Origin of the sequence: Pseudomonas triclosanedens, from assembly GCF_026686735.1 — a bacterium.
GTDB classification, from domain to species: Bacteria; Pseudomonadota; Gammaproteobacteria; order Pseudomonadales; family Pseudomonadaceae; genus Pseudomonas; species Pseudomonas triclosanedens.
The window spans coordinates 5,539,432-5,554,144 of record NZ_CP113432.1 but is presented as its reverse complement, the minus strand read 5'-3'; the positions used below and the strand labels follow the sequence as shown (position 1 = coordinate 5,554,144).

The following is a 14,713-nucleotide window of genomic DNA, read 5'->3' as shown; positions in this document are numbered from 1 at the left end:
GCGCGTTATGCGCCCCACGACTGGCGCGGCTCTGACGGATTCTGCGGCGGGGGATGAGGGGAATTTGCTACTCTCCGCCGCCATGAACCGGACTCTCTATACCCTGCTGTTCCACCTGGGCCTGCCGCTGGTCGCGCTGCGCCTGTTCCTGCGTTCGCGCAAGGCACCGGCCTACGCCCGGCGAGTCGGCGAGCGCTTCGCCATCGGCCTGCCGCCGCTCAAGCCCGGCGGTATCTGGGTGCACGCGGTGTCGGTGGGCGAGAGCATTGCCGCCGCGCCGATGATCCGCGCGCTGATGCAGCGCCATCCCGATTTGCCGATCACAGTCACCTGCATGACGCCCACCGGCTCCGAGCGCATCCGCGCGCTGTTCGGCGACCAGGTGCAGCACTGCTACCTGCCCTACGATCTGCCCTGGGCGGCGGCGCGCTTCCTCGACCGTGCCCGCCCGGTGCTCGGCGTGATCATGGAAACCGAGCTGTGGCCCAACCATATCCACCAGTGCGCCAAGCGTGGCATTCCGGTGGCGCTGGCCAATGCGCGGTTGTCCGAGCGCTCGGCGCGGGGCTATGCGCGCTTTGCCGGGCTGACCCGGCCAATGCTGGAAGAAATGAGCTGGATCGCGGTGCAGACCGAGGCCGAGGCCGAGCGCTTCCGCCTGCTCGGCGCGCGCCCGGCGTGCGTGAGCGTCACCGGATCGATCAAGTTCGACCTGGCCATCGACCCCCAGTTGCTGGTGCGCGCCGCCGACCTGCGTGCCGCGTGGCAGGCGCAGCAGCGTCCGGTGTGGATCGCCGCGAGCACCCATGCCGGAGAGGATGAAGTCATTCTCGCCGCACACCGCCGCTTGCTGGAGAAGCACCCGCAGGCGTTGCTGATCCTGGTGCCGCGCCATCCGGAGCGTTTCGACGCGGTCTTCGAGCTGAGCCGCCGCGAAGGTTTCAGCAGCCAGCGCCGCTCCAGCGGTGAGCGGGTGGCTGCCGAAACCCAGGTGCTGGTCGGCGATACGATGGGTGAGTTGCTGTTCCTCTATGCCCTGGCGGACGTCGCCTTCGTCGGTGGCAGCCTGGTGCCCAACGGCGGGCACAACCTGCTGGAGCCGGCGGCGCTGGGCAAACCGGTGCTGTCCGGCCCGCACTTGTTCAACTTCCTCGAAATCGCCGCGCAATTGCGCGAAGTCGGCGCCCTGCGCGAGGTGGCGGATGCGCCGTCACTGGCAGTGGCGGTGGCGGCGCTGTGGGACGAGCCCGCGGCGGCGCAGCGCATGGCCGAAGCCGGCCTGGGCGTGATGAAGGCCAATCAGGGGGCGCTGGAGCGATTGCTCGGCGGACTCGGGCGCCTGATCGAGGACTGAGCGGGGGCTCAGAATGTTGGCGGGGTGATTACCCAGATCACCACCGCATCCACCTCCCCGGGGTTGCCGTAGCGGTGCGGCTCCTGGCTCGAGTAGCTGAAGCTGTCGCCTTCGTTGAGCAGGAAGTGGCGCTCGCCAACCCAGAGTTCGAATGAGCCGCTGAGCAGGTAGCCAGCCTCCTCGCCATCGTGGCTGTAGCTTTGCTGGCTGTAGGTACCCGGCGGGAAGCGCGAGTGAAGGATTTCCAACTCGCGGCTGGGTTGCGGGCTGAGCAGTTCGTCGACGATGCCGTCTTCGTAATGCACGCTGGTGCGCGCATTGCGCCGCACCACGTAGCCGGCGTCGGCGGGGTCGACCTGCACCTCGCTGGCGAAGAACCACTGGATGGTCACGCCCAGGGCGCGGGCTATGTTGAATAGCGCGGGAATCGACGGGTAGGCGAGGTTGCGCTCCAGTTGGCTGATGTAGCCGGCGGTGAGCTGACTCTGCTCGGCCAGCTCGGCCAGGGTCATGCCGCGCCGCTTGCGCAGTCCGCGAATGCGGGTGCCAAGGAACTGCGCTTCGGCGCTGACGGGTGCTTCCTGCGGGGCTTTGCGGCTCATGCGGCGGTGGTCCTGGCGATTGGCGTCGTGGGGCATTCTAAACAATGCGCCGGCTCATCGTTGGGTGCAGTTCGGCTCACGGTGCGTGAGGTAATAGAGGATGTAACCGGAGTAGCGAAGCGATCCTGCTTCGACTTCCCGGTTGAAACACTCCTTGAGGGCCGCCTCGTCGGCAAAGCCGTAGTCGGGCAGGCGTTCATTCGCGAAACCGGCAAGACGCCAGAGATCGAACCCGTCTATTTCGCCGTTGGCACCAAAGTCGAAGTCCACCGTGCCAGCCGGCAGGTGTACGGCACAGCCGTAGCCGTGCTTGAAGTAGCGTACGTTGCCTGGAAGTTCTCCTCGTTGGGGAATGCCGAGAAATGCCCATTCGCCATTGCTGGAGGGGCGCGCGATGCCTGCTTGTTCGAGCAGTGTGACCGCCAGGCGTACGGCGCGCTGGTAGTCGGCGATGAGTCTGGACAGACCTGGATTCATGGCTTCAACGACTGGCTGCAAGGCTGCCATTGTAGAGCGCAATTCCGGTTGATGGGCCGGGGACGGATTGAGCCGCCCCCGGGATTGGCGCGGGTTCAGATCGCCCAGCCCGCCTTGAGCCCCTCGTAGATGGCTTCTTCCGCCGTGCGTGGCGCCAGGCAGTCGCCGATGCGCTGCACCTGGGCGAGGCCGGCGATTTCGTCGGCAAGGTCGTCCACTGGCTGGTGGCCCTGGCAGAGCACCAGGGTGTCGATGCCCTCCACCAGCATCGGCTCGCCGCTGGCGGTGTGTTGCAGGTAGACGGTGCTGTCGTCGCAGCCGTACAGGCGCGCATAGGGGGTGATGGCGATGCCCAGGCGGTGCAGTTCGCCGGCCAGGTGGTCGCGCACGTAGAGCGGCAGGCTTTCGCCCGCGTGCGTGCCGTTGACCGCCAACTGCACCTGGTGACCGTCGCGCACCAGGCGCTCGGCGATGCCGGGGGCGATCCAGTCGGCGCGCCAGTCGGTGACCAGCACCGAGCGGCCTATCTTCACTTCGCCGCGCAGTACCTGCCAGGCGTCCACCACCTGCAACTCGCCGGCGCGCTCGAAGGGCGGCCAGTAGGGTTGGGCGCCAGTGGCTACGATCACGACGTCGGGACGCTCCTGCTCTACCAGCGCGCGGTCGACGCGGGTGTTGCGGCGTACTTGGACGCCTGCCAGTTGCATCTCCCGTTGCAGGTTGGTGGAGGCGCCACCGAACTCCGCACGGCGCGGCAGCAACTGGGCGAGGTTGACCTGTCCGCCGAGTTGCCCGCTGGCTTCGCAGAGGGTCACTTCGTGGCCGCGTTGGGCTGCCACGGCGGCGGCTTTCATGCCCGCCGGTCCGCCGCCGGCCACCAGCACGCGCTTGCGCTGGGCAGCCATCTGACGCTCGGCGTAGATCAGCTCGCGGCCGGTTTCCGGGTGCTGGATGCAGGAGATCGGATAGCCCCGGTGGAAGTGGCCGATGCACGCCTGGTTGCAGGCGATGCAGGCGCGTACGTCCTCGACATGGCCGCTTTCGGTCTTGCTCGGCATCTGCGGGTCGCAGATCAGTGCGCGGGTCATGCCGCACACGTCGGCCTGGCCGCGGGCGACGATCAGCTCGGCTTCCTGCGGCTGGTTGATGCGTCCGGTGACGAACAGCGGGATTGCCAGGCTGCGCTTGAAGGTGCCGGCCTCGTTGGCCAGGTAGGCCGCGTCGATGGCCATCGGCGGGACGATGTGGATGGCACCGCCGAGGGAGGCTGAGGTGCCGGCGACGATATGCACGTAGTCCAGTTCGTTCTGCAGGGATTTTACCGCCTGCAGCGATTCGTCTTCGGTGAGGCCTTCGGGGTCGCGCTCGTCGGCGGAAATCCGCAGGCCGACGATGAAGTCGTCATCGGTCGCGGCGCGTACGGCGGCGATCACCTCGCGGGTGAAGCGCAGGCGGGCGTCGAGGTCGCCGTTGTAGACGTCGTTGCGTCGGTTCACTCGCGGGTTGAGGAACTGCGCCGGCAGGTAGCCGTGGCTGGCCACCACCTCCACGCCGTCTATGCCGGCGGCGTGGAGGCGGCGCGCGGCGGCGGCGTAGCCTGCGACGATCTCGCCGATCATCGCCTGGCTCAGTTCGCGGGGCATCACGCGGAAGCGTTCGTTGGGCGAGGCGGAGGCGGAGTAGGCGACCGCCAGCAGGCCGTCGCTGGATTCCATGATCTCGCGGCCCGGATGGAACACCTGGGACAGCACCACTGTGCCCTCGGCATGGCAGGCCTCGGCGATGCGCCGGTAGCCGGGGATGCAGGCGTCGTCGGTGGCCATCAGTACGTGGGAGGTGTAGCGCGCGCTGTCATGCACGCCGGCGACCTGCAGCACGATCAGGCCGACGCCGCCCTTGGCGCGGGCGGTGTGGTAGGCCACCAATTGGTCGTTGACCAGGTTGTCGGTGGGCATCGAGGTGTCGTGCCCGGTGGACATGATGCGGTTCTTCAGCGTTTTGCCGCGAATGCGCAGCGGGCTGAACAGGTGGGAAAACTGGCTCATCGGGCGACTCCGGATTCTTGTTGTTGATATCGCGCTGGACATTGGCACGCGCAGCGTACGGCCGGTCGATCGACTAGCCGTTGCGCGCCTGCCAGTCCACCGGATAGAGGGCATAGAACACGCAGGCTTTCTCGCCTTCGTAGGCCAGCGGGGTGCGCTCGGGAACCCAGATCACGTCCCCCGGCTTCGCTTCGATGACCTGATCGGCCAAGCGCAGGCGGAAGTGTCCTTCGAGCACCACGATCAGTTCGTCGTAAAGCACCGTCCACTCGATGGATACACCGTCGAAGCGGGCGAGGCCGGCGCCCATCGTCTGGCTGTCGGCCGGGCCGATCAGGCGACAGATCGCGGCACGCTCGATGGGCTCGCCGGCATAGGACTGGAATTGCAGGGCGGATTGCTGGAAATGGCGGACCTCGGGCACGGTGGCGTCTCCTGGCGGCGCGGATGGTTATCTAAGTTATTTCTATGGAAATTTACCAACAGTAAAAAATCAACTTGTTTTTTTAAAAATGACTGAGTAGTTTCATTTCCGCACCCGGACTTCTCCGGGGCATCCGCGACGTGCTCCACAACAACTACAAGAGGAGAGGCGCATGAACCGTTCATTACGGTCCCCCCTCGCATTGCGGGCCTGCCCGCAGGCCATCGTTACACCTCTGCCCGTTGTTCCGGCGCACCCGTCCAGTGCGTGCACGGCCTTGCCCGTCGTGCCCGCTGCCACCTACGACATGGGGTATGCCCGATGACTTTCCGCAAGAACGCTGTGCAACCGTTGCTGCTCGCCCTCGGACTGTGTTGCGGTGCCGTACAGGCCGCTGAAAACATGGTGGTGGTCGGCTACGGCGGCGCCGGCCAGAAGGCTCAGGATGAGGCCTTCTTCCAGCCTTTCAGCAAGGAGTCCGGGGTCGGCGTGACCCAGAGCGAGTACAACGGCGAAATGGCCCGCATCAAGGTGATGGCCGACACCGGCCACGCCGACTGGGATGTGGTACAGATCGAGGGACCTGACCTCGCCCGCGGCTGCGACGAAGGGCTGTTCGTGCCGCTGGACTGGCAGAGCATCGGCGGCAACGATCAGTTGATTCCCAACGCCGCCAAGGACTGCGGTTCCGCCGCGCTGGTGTGGGGAGTGGCGATCGCCTACGACGCCGACAAGCTCAAGCCGGCGCCGACGTCCTGGGCGGATTTCTGGGACGTGAAGAAGTTTCCCGGCAAGCGCGGCCTGCGCAAGCGCGCCATCTACAACCTGGAGTTCGCCCTGCTGGCCGACGGGGTGAAGCCCGCCGATGTCTACAAGGAGCTGACCACCCAGGCCGGCGTCGACCGCGCCTTCGCCAAGCTCAACCAGATCAAGCCCTACGTGCAGTGGTGGGAAGCCGGTGCGCAGCCCGCGCAGTGGCTGGCGGCTGGCGATGTGGTGATGACCTCGACCTACACCGGACGCATCGCCGATGCCTACAAGGGTGGGCGTAACCTGCAACTGGTCTGGCCGGGCAGCCTTTACGGAATGGACTACTGGGCGATCATCAAGGGCTCCCGGCACGTCGATGCGGCCAAGCGCTTCATTGCCTTCGCCAACCAGCCCGATGCCCAGGTCGACTACGTGAAGCGCATTGCGTATGGTCCGACCAACAAGCAGGCCGCTGCGCGCCTGCCGGCGGAGCTGGCAGGCTGGGTGCCGACCTCGCCGCAGAACCTGAGCCAGGGGCTGGCGATGGACGATGAGTTCTGGGTCGACCACGGCGAGGAGCTCGAAGAGCGCTTCAACGCCTGGGCCGCTCAATGATCGCGTTGCCGGGGCCCAGGTGCCCCGGCATCTTTCGCGCAGGAGGAGAAACCATGACGTCGCTGCAGGCGCAGGCACCGAGCCGCGCCACCTGCCCGCCCGAGGAGTGGAGGCTGCGCGAGGAGCTGGCAGCCTGCTATCGGCTGATCGCGTACTTCCGCATGAGCGATCTGATCTTCACTCATATCTCGGTGCGCATTCCCGGCCCCGAGCATCATTTCCTGATCAACCCCTATGGCCTGATGTTCGAGGAGATCACCGCATCCAGCCTGGTGAAGATCGATCTGTCCGGCCACGCGGTGGAGCCTACGCCGCACCTGGTCAATCCGGCGGGCTTTGTCATCCATAGCGCGATTCACGGTGCCCGCGAGGATGCGCAGTGTGTGTTGCATACCCACACCCGCGCCGGCTGCGCGGTTGCTGCGCAGGCTTGCGGGCTGTTGCCGCTGAACCAGATGTCGATGGAATTCTATGGGCGCCTTGGCTACCACGATTACGAGGGCATTGCGCTGTCGATGGACGAGCAGGAGCGCCTGGTGCGTGACCTGGGGGACCACCTTGGCCTGGTGCTGCGCAATCACGGCTTGCTGACCGTGGGCGATAGCGTGAAGCAGGCGTTCCTGCGCATGTACTACCTGGAAAAGGCCTGCGATATACAACTGGCGGCTCAGGCCGGCGGTGAGCTGGTTATTCCGCCGGACGAGGTATGCCTGCATACCGAGCGACAGTTCAACGCGCCGCAGCGGCCGCTGGCCGAGGGCGAGCTGAGCGATCCGGATGGCTACGACCTGGCCTGGGCCGCGTTGCTGCGCCTGCTGGAGCGGGTGGCGCCGGGGTATCGGGACTGACCGACGGGGCGGGCCAGTTCTGCGACTGCGAGCCTGCCGCGTCTCTTGTGGCAGCGGCTGCCCCGGCTGTTGCTTGGCGGCATGACGGCAGCAAAGAAAAAGCCCCGCGATGCGGGGCTTTTTCGTGGTGCGCGATCAGTACTTGGTGTTGGACTTCAACTGGGCCTCGGCAGCCTTGGCCAGGTCCGGTGGGAGGAAGTCCTTGTCCGGGTTGTAGTCCGGCTTCAGGTACGCGCTCAGGGCCTGCAGGTCGCTGGGCGCGAGGGTGCCGGCGGTCTGCTTCAGGCGCAGGTTGTCGAGGATGTAGTCGTAGCGGGTGTTGTTGTAGTCGCGCACGGCGCTGTACAGCGAACGCTGTGCGTCGAGTACGTCGACGATGTTGCGGGTGCCTACCTGGTAGCCGATCTCGGTGGCTTCCAGCGAGCTCTGGTTGGAGATGATCGCCTGGCGACGCGCCTTGACCTGCTCCACGTCGGTATTCACCGCGCGGTGCTGGTTGCGGGCGTCCTGCACCACCTGGCGGCGCTGGCTCTCGCGCAGTTGCTCGCTCTGGCTCAGGCGCTGGTAAGCCTCGCGGACCTGGGAACTGGTCAGGCCGCCGCTGTAGATCGGTACGTTCAACTGCAGGCCGATGCTGCTCTGGTCGACCCATTTGCCGTAGTGCGGCGGGGCGCCGTCGTTGGCGAAGCCCAGGGCGTCGTTGTCGCCCTTCTGGTACTGGGCCACGGCATCGACGGTAGGCAGGTGGCCGGCCTTGCGCTGGCGCAGGGTCTCTTCGGCGGCGTCGACCGCGTAGTTGCTGGCCTGCAGGTTGAGGTTCTGCTGGACCGAGGTGTCTACCCAGGCTTTCGCGTCGTTGGGCATCGGCGCGACCACCGGCATCGAGTGCAGGATGCCTTCGAGGGAGCTGTACTCGCGGTTGGTCAGGGTGACCAGGGCCTGGAATGCGTCATCCACCTGCTGCTCGGCAACCATGCGGTTGGCGCGCGAGGTGTCGTAGCTGGCCTGGGACTCGAGCACGTCGGTCTTGTCCGACAGGCCTACGTCGAAGCGCTCGTTGGACTGGTCGAGCTGGCGCTTGAACGCCGCTTCCTCGGCCTTGCTGGCGGCCAGGTTGTCCTGGGCACGGAGCACGCCGAAGTAGGTCTCGGCGGTCTGCAGGATGAGCGCCTGCTGGGTCGCGGAGAATTCGAGCTGGGCCTGTTCGCTGACGTTTTCGGCGGCCTTGAGCTGGAACCATCGGTCAGCGCGGAACAGCGGCTGGCTCAGGGTCGCCTGGATCACCTGGCTGTTGCGGTTCAGGGTGACGTTCGGCTCGTCCAGCGAAGTACGGGTGGAACCCGTGCTGGCCCCGGCGTTGATCTGCGGCAGCAGGCCGGAGCGCGCTTGCGGCACGGCCTCCTTGCGGGCCAGATAGTCGGCTTGCGCGGCGGCAAGGTCGGCGTTGTTATCAACGGCATCCTTGTAGACGCTGATCAGGTCCGTCTTGGTCGGCAGCGGGGATGCCGCCGGGGTGGGCTGGGCAGCCCAGGCAAAGCCTGTAGTAGCGGCCACGGCGACAGCCAGGGAGAGTCTGCGCAGCATTCGTTCGTCCTAGAAAGTGATGCGAGGTTGGGCAAGGCTACGGGTGCCGCACATGGCGGTCAAGGCACCGCAATGTGGGCTTTCAGGATGTGCAGTGTAGATGGCCGCGTCGAACCCGGTGGGAGCCGCACGCAAAACTTTCGGCTCGGCGGTATTGGCCTGGGCGGGGCGTGTTGATTAGACTGCGGACGTTCTTGTCGGGGTGCCCCAATGCGAGGGGCTGAGATCGGATAGTTCCGGATCCCGTTGAACCTGATCGGGTTAAGACCCGCGTAGGGAACAAGAAGTACGCATCCCCGGCGCCTTTCCGCCCCGGCCCCAGCCCTTTCGGGATGCGCCTCTTCGCCGCTCGGTGCGGCTCCTTCGAAGTCCAGGTTCTCCCCCGGCAAACACCCCCAGAGGAGAGCCAGGATGAGCACCCAGAAAAACAACGTAACCCGCCTTGAACAACTGGATCGTCAGTCGACCCAGCCCTTCCCGAATTCGAAGAAGGTCTACCTGACCGGCTCGCGCCCTGACATCCGCGTGCCGGTGCGGGAGATTTCCCTGGCCGATACGCCCACCGCATTCGGCGGCGAGAAGAACGCGCCAGTGATGGTCTACGACACCTCCGGCCCCTACACCGACCCCGATGTGCACATCGACCTTCGCAAGGGACTGCCGGACGTGCGTTCGCGCTGGATCGACGAGCGCGGCGATACCGAGATCCTCCCCGGCCTCACCTCCGAGTTCGGCCAGTCCCGCCTGGCGGATGTCAGCCTCGACGCCCTGCGCTTCGCCCACGTGCGTACGCCGCGCCGTGCAAAGGCTGGGCATAACGTCACGCAGATGCACTACGCGCGCAAGGGCATCATCACGCCCGAGATGGAGTACATCGCCATCCGCGAGAACATGAAGCTGCAGGAAGCCCGCGCAGCCGGCCTGCTGGATGCCCAGCATCCCGGTCAGAGTTTCGGCGCCAGCATCCCGAAGGAAATCACCCCCGAGTTCGTCCGTGACGAAGTGGCACGCGGCCGCGCGATCATCCCGTCGAACATCAACCACACCGAACTGGAACCGATGATCATCGGCCGCAACTTCCTGGTGAAGATCAACGGCAATATCGGCAACAGCGCACTGGGTTCCTCCATCGAGGAGGAAGTCGAGAAACTCACCTGGGGCATCCGCTGGGGCGCCGACACGGTGATGGACCTCTCCACCGGCAAGCACATCCACGAGACCCGCGAGTGGATTCTGCGCAACAGCCCGGTGCCGATCGGCACGGTGCCGATCTACCAGGCGCTGGAGAAGGTGGGCGGCATCGCCGAGGACCTGACCTGGGAAATCTTCCGCGATACCCTGATCGAGCAGGCCGAGCAGGGTGTGGACTACTTCACCATTCATGCCGGTGTACTGCTGCGCTACGTGCCGCTGACCGCCAAGCGCGTCACCGGTATCGTCTCTCGCGGCGGTTCGATCATGGCCAAGTGGTGCCTGGCGCATCATCAGGAGAATTTCCTCTACACCCACTTCGAGGAAATTTGCGAAATCATGAAGGCCTACGACGTCAGCTTCTCGCTGGGCGATGGCCTGCGTCCCGGTTCGGTGGCCGACGCCAATGACGCTGCCCAGTTCGGCGAACTGGAAACCCTTGGCGAGCTGACCCGCATTGCCTGGAAGCACGATGTCCAGGTGCTGATCGAAGGTCCCGGCCATGTGCCGATGCACCTGATCAAGGAAAACATGGAGAAGCAACTGGAGTGCTGCGACGAGGCGCCGTTCTATACCCTCGGTCCGCTGACCACCGACATTGCGCCGGGCTACGACCACATCACCTCGGGCATCGGCGCGGCGATGATCGGCTGGTACGGCTGCGCCATGCTCTGCTACGTCACGCCCAAGGAGCACCTGGGCCTGCCGAACAAGGATGACGTGAAGACCGGCATCATCACCTACAAGATCGCGGCCCATGCCGCCGATCTCGCGAAGGGGCATCCGGGCGCGCAGATCCGCGACAATGCGCTGTCCAAGGCACGTTTCGAGTTTCGTTGGGAGGACCAGTTCAACCTGGGCCTCGATCCGGATACCGCCCGCGCCTTCCACGACGAGACGCTGCCGAAGGATTCCGCCAAGGTTGCGCACTTCTGCTCCATGTGCGGACCGAAGTTCTGCTCGATGAAAATCACCCAGGAAGTTCGTGATTACGCCAGGGAAAACGGTCTGACCGATGAGCAGAAAGCCATCGAGGCCGGCTTCCAGGAACAGGCCATGCGCTTCCGGGACGAAGGTTCGGTGATTTACAAGCAGGTGTGATGCCCGTCTACCCATAGGATGGGCAGGGACTGCGAAAGCCGCCGAGCATTGGGCGGATTCGCCAGCCCCTGCCCATTGCGCGTTTCTCCATAACAATAACCTTGAGCCTCGCACGTATCGTGACCGTTACCGCAACCAACTATTCCCCCTCCGTCGCCGTCGGCAGCGCCCAGCGCGTGCTTGGCCTGCGCGACGTGTTTTCCCTGTGGTTTTCCCTCGGCATCGGCCTGATGGTGCTGCAGACCGGCGCGTTGCTGGCGCCTGGCCTGGGCCTGGCCGGCGCGCTCGGCGCGATCCTGCTGGGCACCCTGGTTGGCGTGCTGCTGCTGGCCAGCGCCGGGGTGATCGGCACCGACACCGGGCTCTCTGCGATGGCCTCGCTCAAGCTCAGCCTGGGCAGCCACGGCGCGGCGCTGCCAGCGTTGCTCAACCTGATGCAACTGGTGGGCTGGGGCGCCTTCGAGATCATTGTCATGCGCGATGCCGCCAGCCTGCTGGCGACCCGCGCTTTTGGCGAAGGCAGCGGCCTGACCAGCCCGGCGCTGTGGACGCTGGTGTTCGGTACGCTGGCGACCTTGCTGGCAGTCAGCGGCCCGCTGGCGTTCGTCCGCCGGGTACTGCGGCGCTGGGGGATCTGGCTACTGCTGGCGGCCTGTGCGTGGCTGACCGCCGATCTGTTCAGCCGCGCCGATCTGGCCGCGCTCTGGGCCAAGGGGGGCGATGGCTCGCTGTCCTTTGCCGTCGGCTTCGACATCGCCATTGCCATGCCGTTGTCGTGGCTACCCCTGATCGCCGACTACTCGCGCTTCGGCAAGCGCGCCGGGCATACCTTCGGCGGCGCCGCGCTGGGCTTCTTCATCGGCTGCTTCTGGCTGATGAGCCTGGGCGTGGCCTACACCCTGGCGTTTGCCGAGGGCAGCGATGCCAACGCGCTGCTGCTGGCGCTGGCCGGCGCGGGCATGGGTATCCCGCTGCTGCTGATCCTGCTGGACGAGTCGGAGAAAGCTTTCGCCGATATTCACTCGGCGGCGGTTTCCAGCGGCATTCTGCTGCCGTTGAAGGTCGAGTGGCTGGCACTGGCCATCGGTGTGATCTGCACGCTGATCGCCTGGTTCGCGCCGCTGGAGCAGTACGAAGGCTTCCTGCTGTTGATCGGCTCGGTATTCGCACCGCTGTTCGGTGTGGTGCTGGTGGATCACTTCGTCCTGCGTCGCCGTGCGTCGGCGGTGATTCCGCACGGTCTGCGCTGGGGCTCGCTGCTGGCCTGGGCCGGTGGCGTGGTGGTCTACCGCCTGCTGGCGAGCTATCTGCCGGACGTGGGCGCGACCCTGCCGGCGCTGGTAGTGGCGGGCGCGTTGCAACTGATGCTGGGACGGATCGGCGCGAAGGCGCCAGCGTCGGCGTGATGCCGCGGCATTTGCATCAATAGGAGCGCGCCCCCGCGACGTCCGTTTTTCTGCGCGAGAACTTTATCTGCAGGCCGGCGCGAGGCGAAGCGGCGAGCATCGAGCATCACGCGACGCGTGCCTGCGGCTTGCTTCGATTCCGGCGCATTGCTTTCGCAGGCGCGGGTTGCCTCCGTGTGCCGTGCGCGTCGCGCGCGTCACTGCACCCCGCGTCCCGGGAAGTAGTACGGCTTCACGATGCCGTTCAGGCGTGGGTAGGGAATCTTCAGTTCCGGGTGGCCGACCGAATGCGGGGCGATACGGTCGATATCGTACTTGAGCGTCAGCGAGCCGAAGGTCAGGGCGAAGTGCGGCGTGGTCTGGAACGGCCAGTCGCGGGAGAAGTTCGGGTCCTGCTCGTCCAGTTTGTTCTGCAGGACCCAGGCCTGGTGCGCCATGCGCGCCACCTTCCAGAAGCTCTCCTCCTGGCCGGGCAGGAGAATGTCCTGCAGGGTGAGCACCTTGTGCAGGCGTCGATCATAATTGATGAACGCGCGGCCCGGTTCTCCGTACTCGCCGCCGGTGAAGCGGTAGCTGGACAGCTCGATGATCACCAGACCGTCATGCTGTTCGCGGATCTTGGCCTGCAGGTAGCTGCTCCAGCCAGGCTGGGCGCTATCGAGAAAACGTTTTTCGTAGATATCGAGACTGCCGGGGATCGCGCCATCCTGGCTGCGGGCCAGTTCGCGCAACTGCCGGTCGATGGCCTCGTTCAGCGCCGGTTCGTCGTCGAAGCTCAGGGTGTCCAGGTTGAACAGTGGGCATTGTTCGCCCTGGCAGCCGGCACGGAGATGTTCGAAGGCGTTGTGGCGGGCGGGCAGCGGTTCGTCGAGGCTTGGCTTGAACAGGTTCTGGCAAGCCCCCAGTAACAGGCAGAGGCTGCCGAGAGCAGCGAGTTTCAGAAGACGCATGGGATTCCTTGTCGTCGCGGACATGGGCGGGTTTGACCGTCATCGCGGCCGCCAGTTCGGCGGCAGTATGAACCAGTCCGGGCAACGGCGGCAGGGGCGGCGCATGGCACAGCGTGGCCCGTCGGGCGGTCCGAGAAACAGGCTGCGCCGCTTCTGGCGGCGCGATAGGATGGCGCGAAGTTCAATCGACCAGTGAGTGGAACGGGATGTCGGACACGTTCAAACCAGGCCCGCAGGATGTCGAAATCCAGAAGCGCGAACAGTGCTTCAAGGGTTTCTATACGCTCGACCGGCTGCATCTGCGCCACCGGCAGTTCGCCGGCGGCATGGGCCCGGTGCTGACCCGCGAGCTGTTCGTGCGCCACGATGCGGTGTGCGTGCTGCCGTATGACCCGCAACGCGATGAGGTGGTGCTGGTCGAACAGTTCCGAGTTGGCGCGATGGACGCAGGCGTCAACCCCTGGCTGCTGGAGCTGGTTGCCGGTCTGATCGACAAGGACGAAGTCCCCGAGGAAGTCGCTCGCCGCGAAGCGGTGGAAGAGGCTGGCCTGACGCTGGGCTCGCTCTGGCCGATCAGCCAGTACCTGCCCTCGCCGGGTGGCAGCAACGAGCTGGTGCATCTGTTCGTCGGTCGCTGCGACAGCAGCACCGCCACCGGAATTCATGGCCTGGAGGAAGAGGGCGAGGATATTCGCGTCCACGTCATGCCGTTCGAGGGGGCGTTGCAGGCCGTGCGCGACGGACGCATCAACAACGCGGCGAGCATGCTCGCCCTGCAATGGTTGGCGCTCAATCGCGCCGAGGTACGGGGGTTATGGGTGTGAATCTGCTGCGCGAGCGCTATCGCGTCGACCTGGCGGGGTTGCAGGCGACCTGCGAGGCGAACTACTTGCGCCTGATGCGCCTGTTGCCGGAAATGCGCGAGGCGCGGATATCCCGCCGGGTCGCCTTGAGCGAGGGCGAGCGCCTGCTCGGTGTGCTCGTGCTGGATGTGCTGGATGCGTGTCCCTATACCACCGTGCTGCAGGTTCGCCAGGAACTGGGATTGCCCTGGCTGCCGGCGCCGAAGCTCGAAGTACGGGTGTACCACGATGCGCGCATGGCCGAGGTGGTCGGCGCGGAGCAGGCACGCCGCCTGCTGGCGATCTACCCCTATCCGAACCAGGCGATGCACCAGCCGGACGAGAAGAGCCAGCTCAACCTCTTCCTCGGCGAGTGGCTGAGCCATTGCCTGTCCTGCGGACATGAACTGGAGACGGTGCTGCAGCGCTGAATCTGCGGTAATGGCTTCGTGCCATGATATGCTGCCCGCTCATCGTACGCCGTGTGTCCCTAACTGTGATCTGTGACGCTTTCCCGGTTTGAT

At 65.6% G+C, this 14,713-nt stretch carries 13 protein-coding genes and 1 riboswitch; of the genes, 7 read left to right on the top strand and 6 right to left on the bottom strand.

Going from position 1 to position 14,713, the window contains the following annotated elements; translation table 11 throughout:
• Positions 1–82: 82 nt before the first annotated feature.
• Positions 83–1,354, top strand: coding sequence for a lipid IV(A) 3-deoxy-D-manno-octulosonic acid transferase (gene waaA / locus OU419_RS25825; protein ID WP_254472607.1), 1,272 nt, complete (start codon positions 83–85; stop codon positions 1,352–1,354).
• Between the two features lie 8 nt (positions 1,355–1,362).
• On the opposite strand, the gene OU419_RS25820 is transcribed toward waaA, so the two are convergent.
• The 4 genes from OU419_RS25820 to OU419_RS25805 form a co-directional block, all read right to left on the bottom strand.
• Entirely contained in the window at positions 1,363–1,956 is a 594-nt protein-coding gene (locus OU419_RS25820) for a helix-turn-helix domain-containing protein (protein ID WP_254472243.1), read from the bottom strand.
• A gap of 54 nt (positions 1,957–2,010) precedes the next feature.
• On the bottom strand, positions 2,011–2,463 hold the full coding sequence (locus tag OU419_RS25815; RefSeq protein WP_254472244.1) for a DUF6896 domain-containing protein: 453 nt from the start codon (positions 2,461–2,463) through the stop codon (positions 2,011–2,013).
• Between the two features lie 65 nt (positions 2,464–2,528).
• Complete coding sequence (locus OU419_RS25810) at positions 2,529–4,478, bottom strand: oxidoreductase (RefSeq protein WP_254472245.1); 1,950 nt, start codon at positions 4,476–4,478, stop codon at positions 2,529–2,531.
• 73 nt (positions 4,479–4,551) lie between these two features.
• Positions 4,552–4,902: a cupin domain-containing protein gene (locus OU419_RS25805; protein ID WP_254472246.1), complete on the bottom strand. Its 351-nt coding sequence runs from the start codon at positions 4,900–4,902 to the stop codon at positions 4,552–4,554.
• 321 nt (positions 4,903–5,223) lie between these two features.
• Here OU419_RS25805 and OU419_RS25800 point away from each other — a divergent pair, with 321 nt between their 5' ends.
• Complete coding sequence (locus OU419_RS25800; protein WP_254472247.1) at positions 5,224–6,267, top strand: ABC transporter substrate-binding protein; 1,044 nt, start codon at positions 5,224–5,226, stop codon at positions 6,265–6,267.
• A gap of 53 nt (positions 6,268–6,320) precedes the next feature.
• The gene (locus OU419_RS25795) at positions 6,321–7,115 is read left to right on the top strand and encodes a class II aldolase/adducin family protein (protein ID WP_254472248.1); all 795 of its coding nucleotides are present in this window, start codon (positions 6,321–6,323) and stop codon (positions 7,113–7,115) included.
• A gap of 135 nt (positions 7,116–7,250) precedes the next feature.
• Here the strand turns inward: OU419_RS25795 and OU419_RS25790 are convergent, their stop codons facing one another.
• Positions 7,251–8,699 (bottom strand): TolC family outer membrane protein, encoded by a 1,449-nt coding sequence (locus OU419_RS25790; RefSeq protein WP_254472249.1) that lies wholly within the window; start codon positions 8,697–8,699, stop codon positions 7,251–7,253.
• Positions 8,700–8,887: 188 nt separating this feature from the next.
• A riboswitch (TPP riboswitch) is annotated at positions 8,888–8,995 on the top strand.
• A gap of 115 nt (positions 8,996–9,110) precedes the next feature.
• On the opposite strand from OU419_RS25790, the gene thiC reads away from it, so the two are divergent.
• The gene (gene thiC, locus OU419_RS25785) at positions 9,111–10,991 is read left to right on the top strand and encodes a phosphomethylpyrimidine synthase ThiC (protein ID WP_254472250.1); all 1,881 of its coding nucleotides are present in this window, start codon (positions 9,111–9,113) and stop codon (positions 10,989–10,991) included.
• A gap of 119 nt (positions 10,992–11,110) precedes the next feature.
• Entirely contained in the window at positions 11,111–12,397 is a 1,287-nt protein-coding gene (gene cytX / locus OU419_RS25780; RefSeq protein ID WP_254472609.1) for a putative hydroxymethylpyrimidine transporter CytX, read from the top strand.
• A 197-nt stretch (positions 12,398–12,594) separates the two neighbouring features.
• Here the strand turns inward: cytX and OU419_RS25775 are convergent, their stop codons facing one another.
• Positions 12,595–13,347: an RsiV family protein gene (locus OU419_RS25775; RefSeq protein WP_254472251.1), complete on the bottom strand. Its 753-nt coding sequence runs from the start codon at positions 13,345–13,347 to the stop codon at positions 12,595–12,597.
• Positions 13,348–13,553: 206 nt separating this feature from the next.
• Between OU419_RS25775 and OU419_RS25770 the strand changes: the two genes are divergently transcribed.
• Positions 13,554–14,171, top strand: a complete 618-nt coding sequence (locus tag OU419_RS25770) for an NUDIX domain-containing protein (RefSeq protein WP_254472252.1) — start codon at positions 13,554–13,556, stop codon at positions 14,169–14,171.
• Complete coding sequence (locus OU419_RS25765) at positions 14,162–14,620, top strand: DUF1249 domain-containing protein (protein ID WP_254472253.1); 459 nt, start codon at positions 14,162–14,164, stop codon at positions 14,618–14,620. The genes OU419_RS25770 and OU419_RS25765 overlap by 10 nt, the downstream gene beginning before the upstream one ends.
• Positions 14,621–14,713 lie beyond the last annotated feature (93 nt).

What these genes read in the sequence shown, in the direction of transcription:
- OU419_RS25795 (WP_254472248.1), top strand. Translation starts at nt 6,321, where the DNA reads ATGACGTCGCTGCAGGCGCAGGCACCGAGCCGCGCCACCTGCCCGCCC.
- OU419_RS25775 (WP_254472251.1), bottom strand. Translation starts at nt 13,347, where the DNA reads ATGCGTCTTCTGAAACTCGCTGCTCTCGGCAGCCTCTGCCTGTTACTG.
- OU419_RS25815 (WP_254472244.1), bottom strand. Translation starts at nt 2,463, where the DNA reads ATGGCAGCCTTGCAGCCAGTCGTTGAAGCCATGAATCCAGGTCTGTCC.
- OU419_RS25790 (WP_254472249.1), bottom strand. Translation starts at nt 8,699, where the DNA reads ATGCTGCGCAGACTCTCCCTGGCTGTCGCCGTGGCCGCTACTACAGGC.
- OU419_RS25770 (WP_254472252.1), top strand. Translation starts at nt 13,554, where the DNA reads ATGTCGGACACGTTCAAACCAGGCCCGCAGGATGTCGAAATCCAGAAG.
- OU419_RS25765 (WP_254472253.1), top strand. Translation starts at nt 14,162, where the DNA reads ATGGGTGTGAATCTGCTGCGCGAGCGCTATCGCGTCGACCTGGCGGGG.
- OU419_RS25800 (WP_254472247.1), top strand. Translation starts at nt 5,224, where the DNA reads ATGACTTTCCGCAAGAACGCTGTGCAACCGTTGCTGCTCGCCCTCGGA.
- waaA (WP_254472607.1), top strand. Translation starts at nt 83, where the DNA reads ATGAACCGGACTCTCTATACCCTGCTGTTCCACCTGGGCCTGCCGCTG.
- thiC (WP_254472250.1), top strand. Translation starts at nt 9,111, where the DNA reads ATGAGCACCCAGAAAAACAACGTAACCCGCCTTGAACAACTGGATCGT.
- OU419_RS25820 (WP_254472243.1), bottom strand. Translation starts at nt 1,956, where the DNA reads ATGAGCCGCAAAGCCCCGCAGGAAGCACCCGTCAGCGCCGAAGCGCAG.
- OU419_RS25810 (WP_254472245.1), bottom strand. Translation starts at nt 4,478, where the DNA reads ATGAGCCAGTTTTCCCACCTGTTCAGCCCGCTGCGCATTCGCGGCAAA.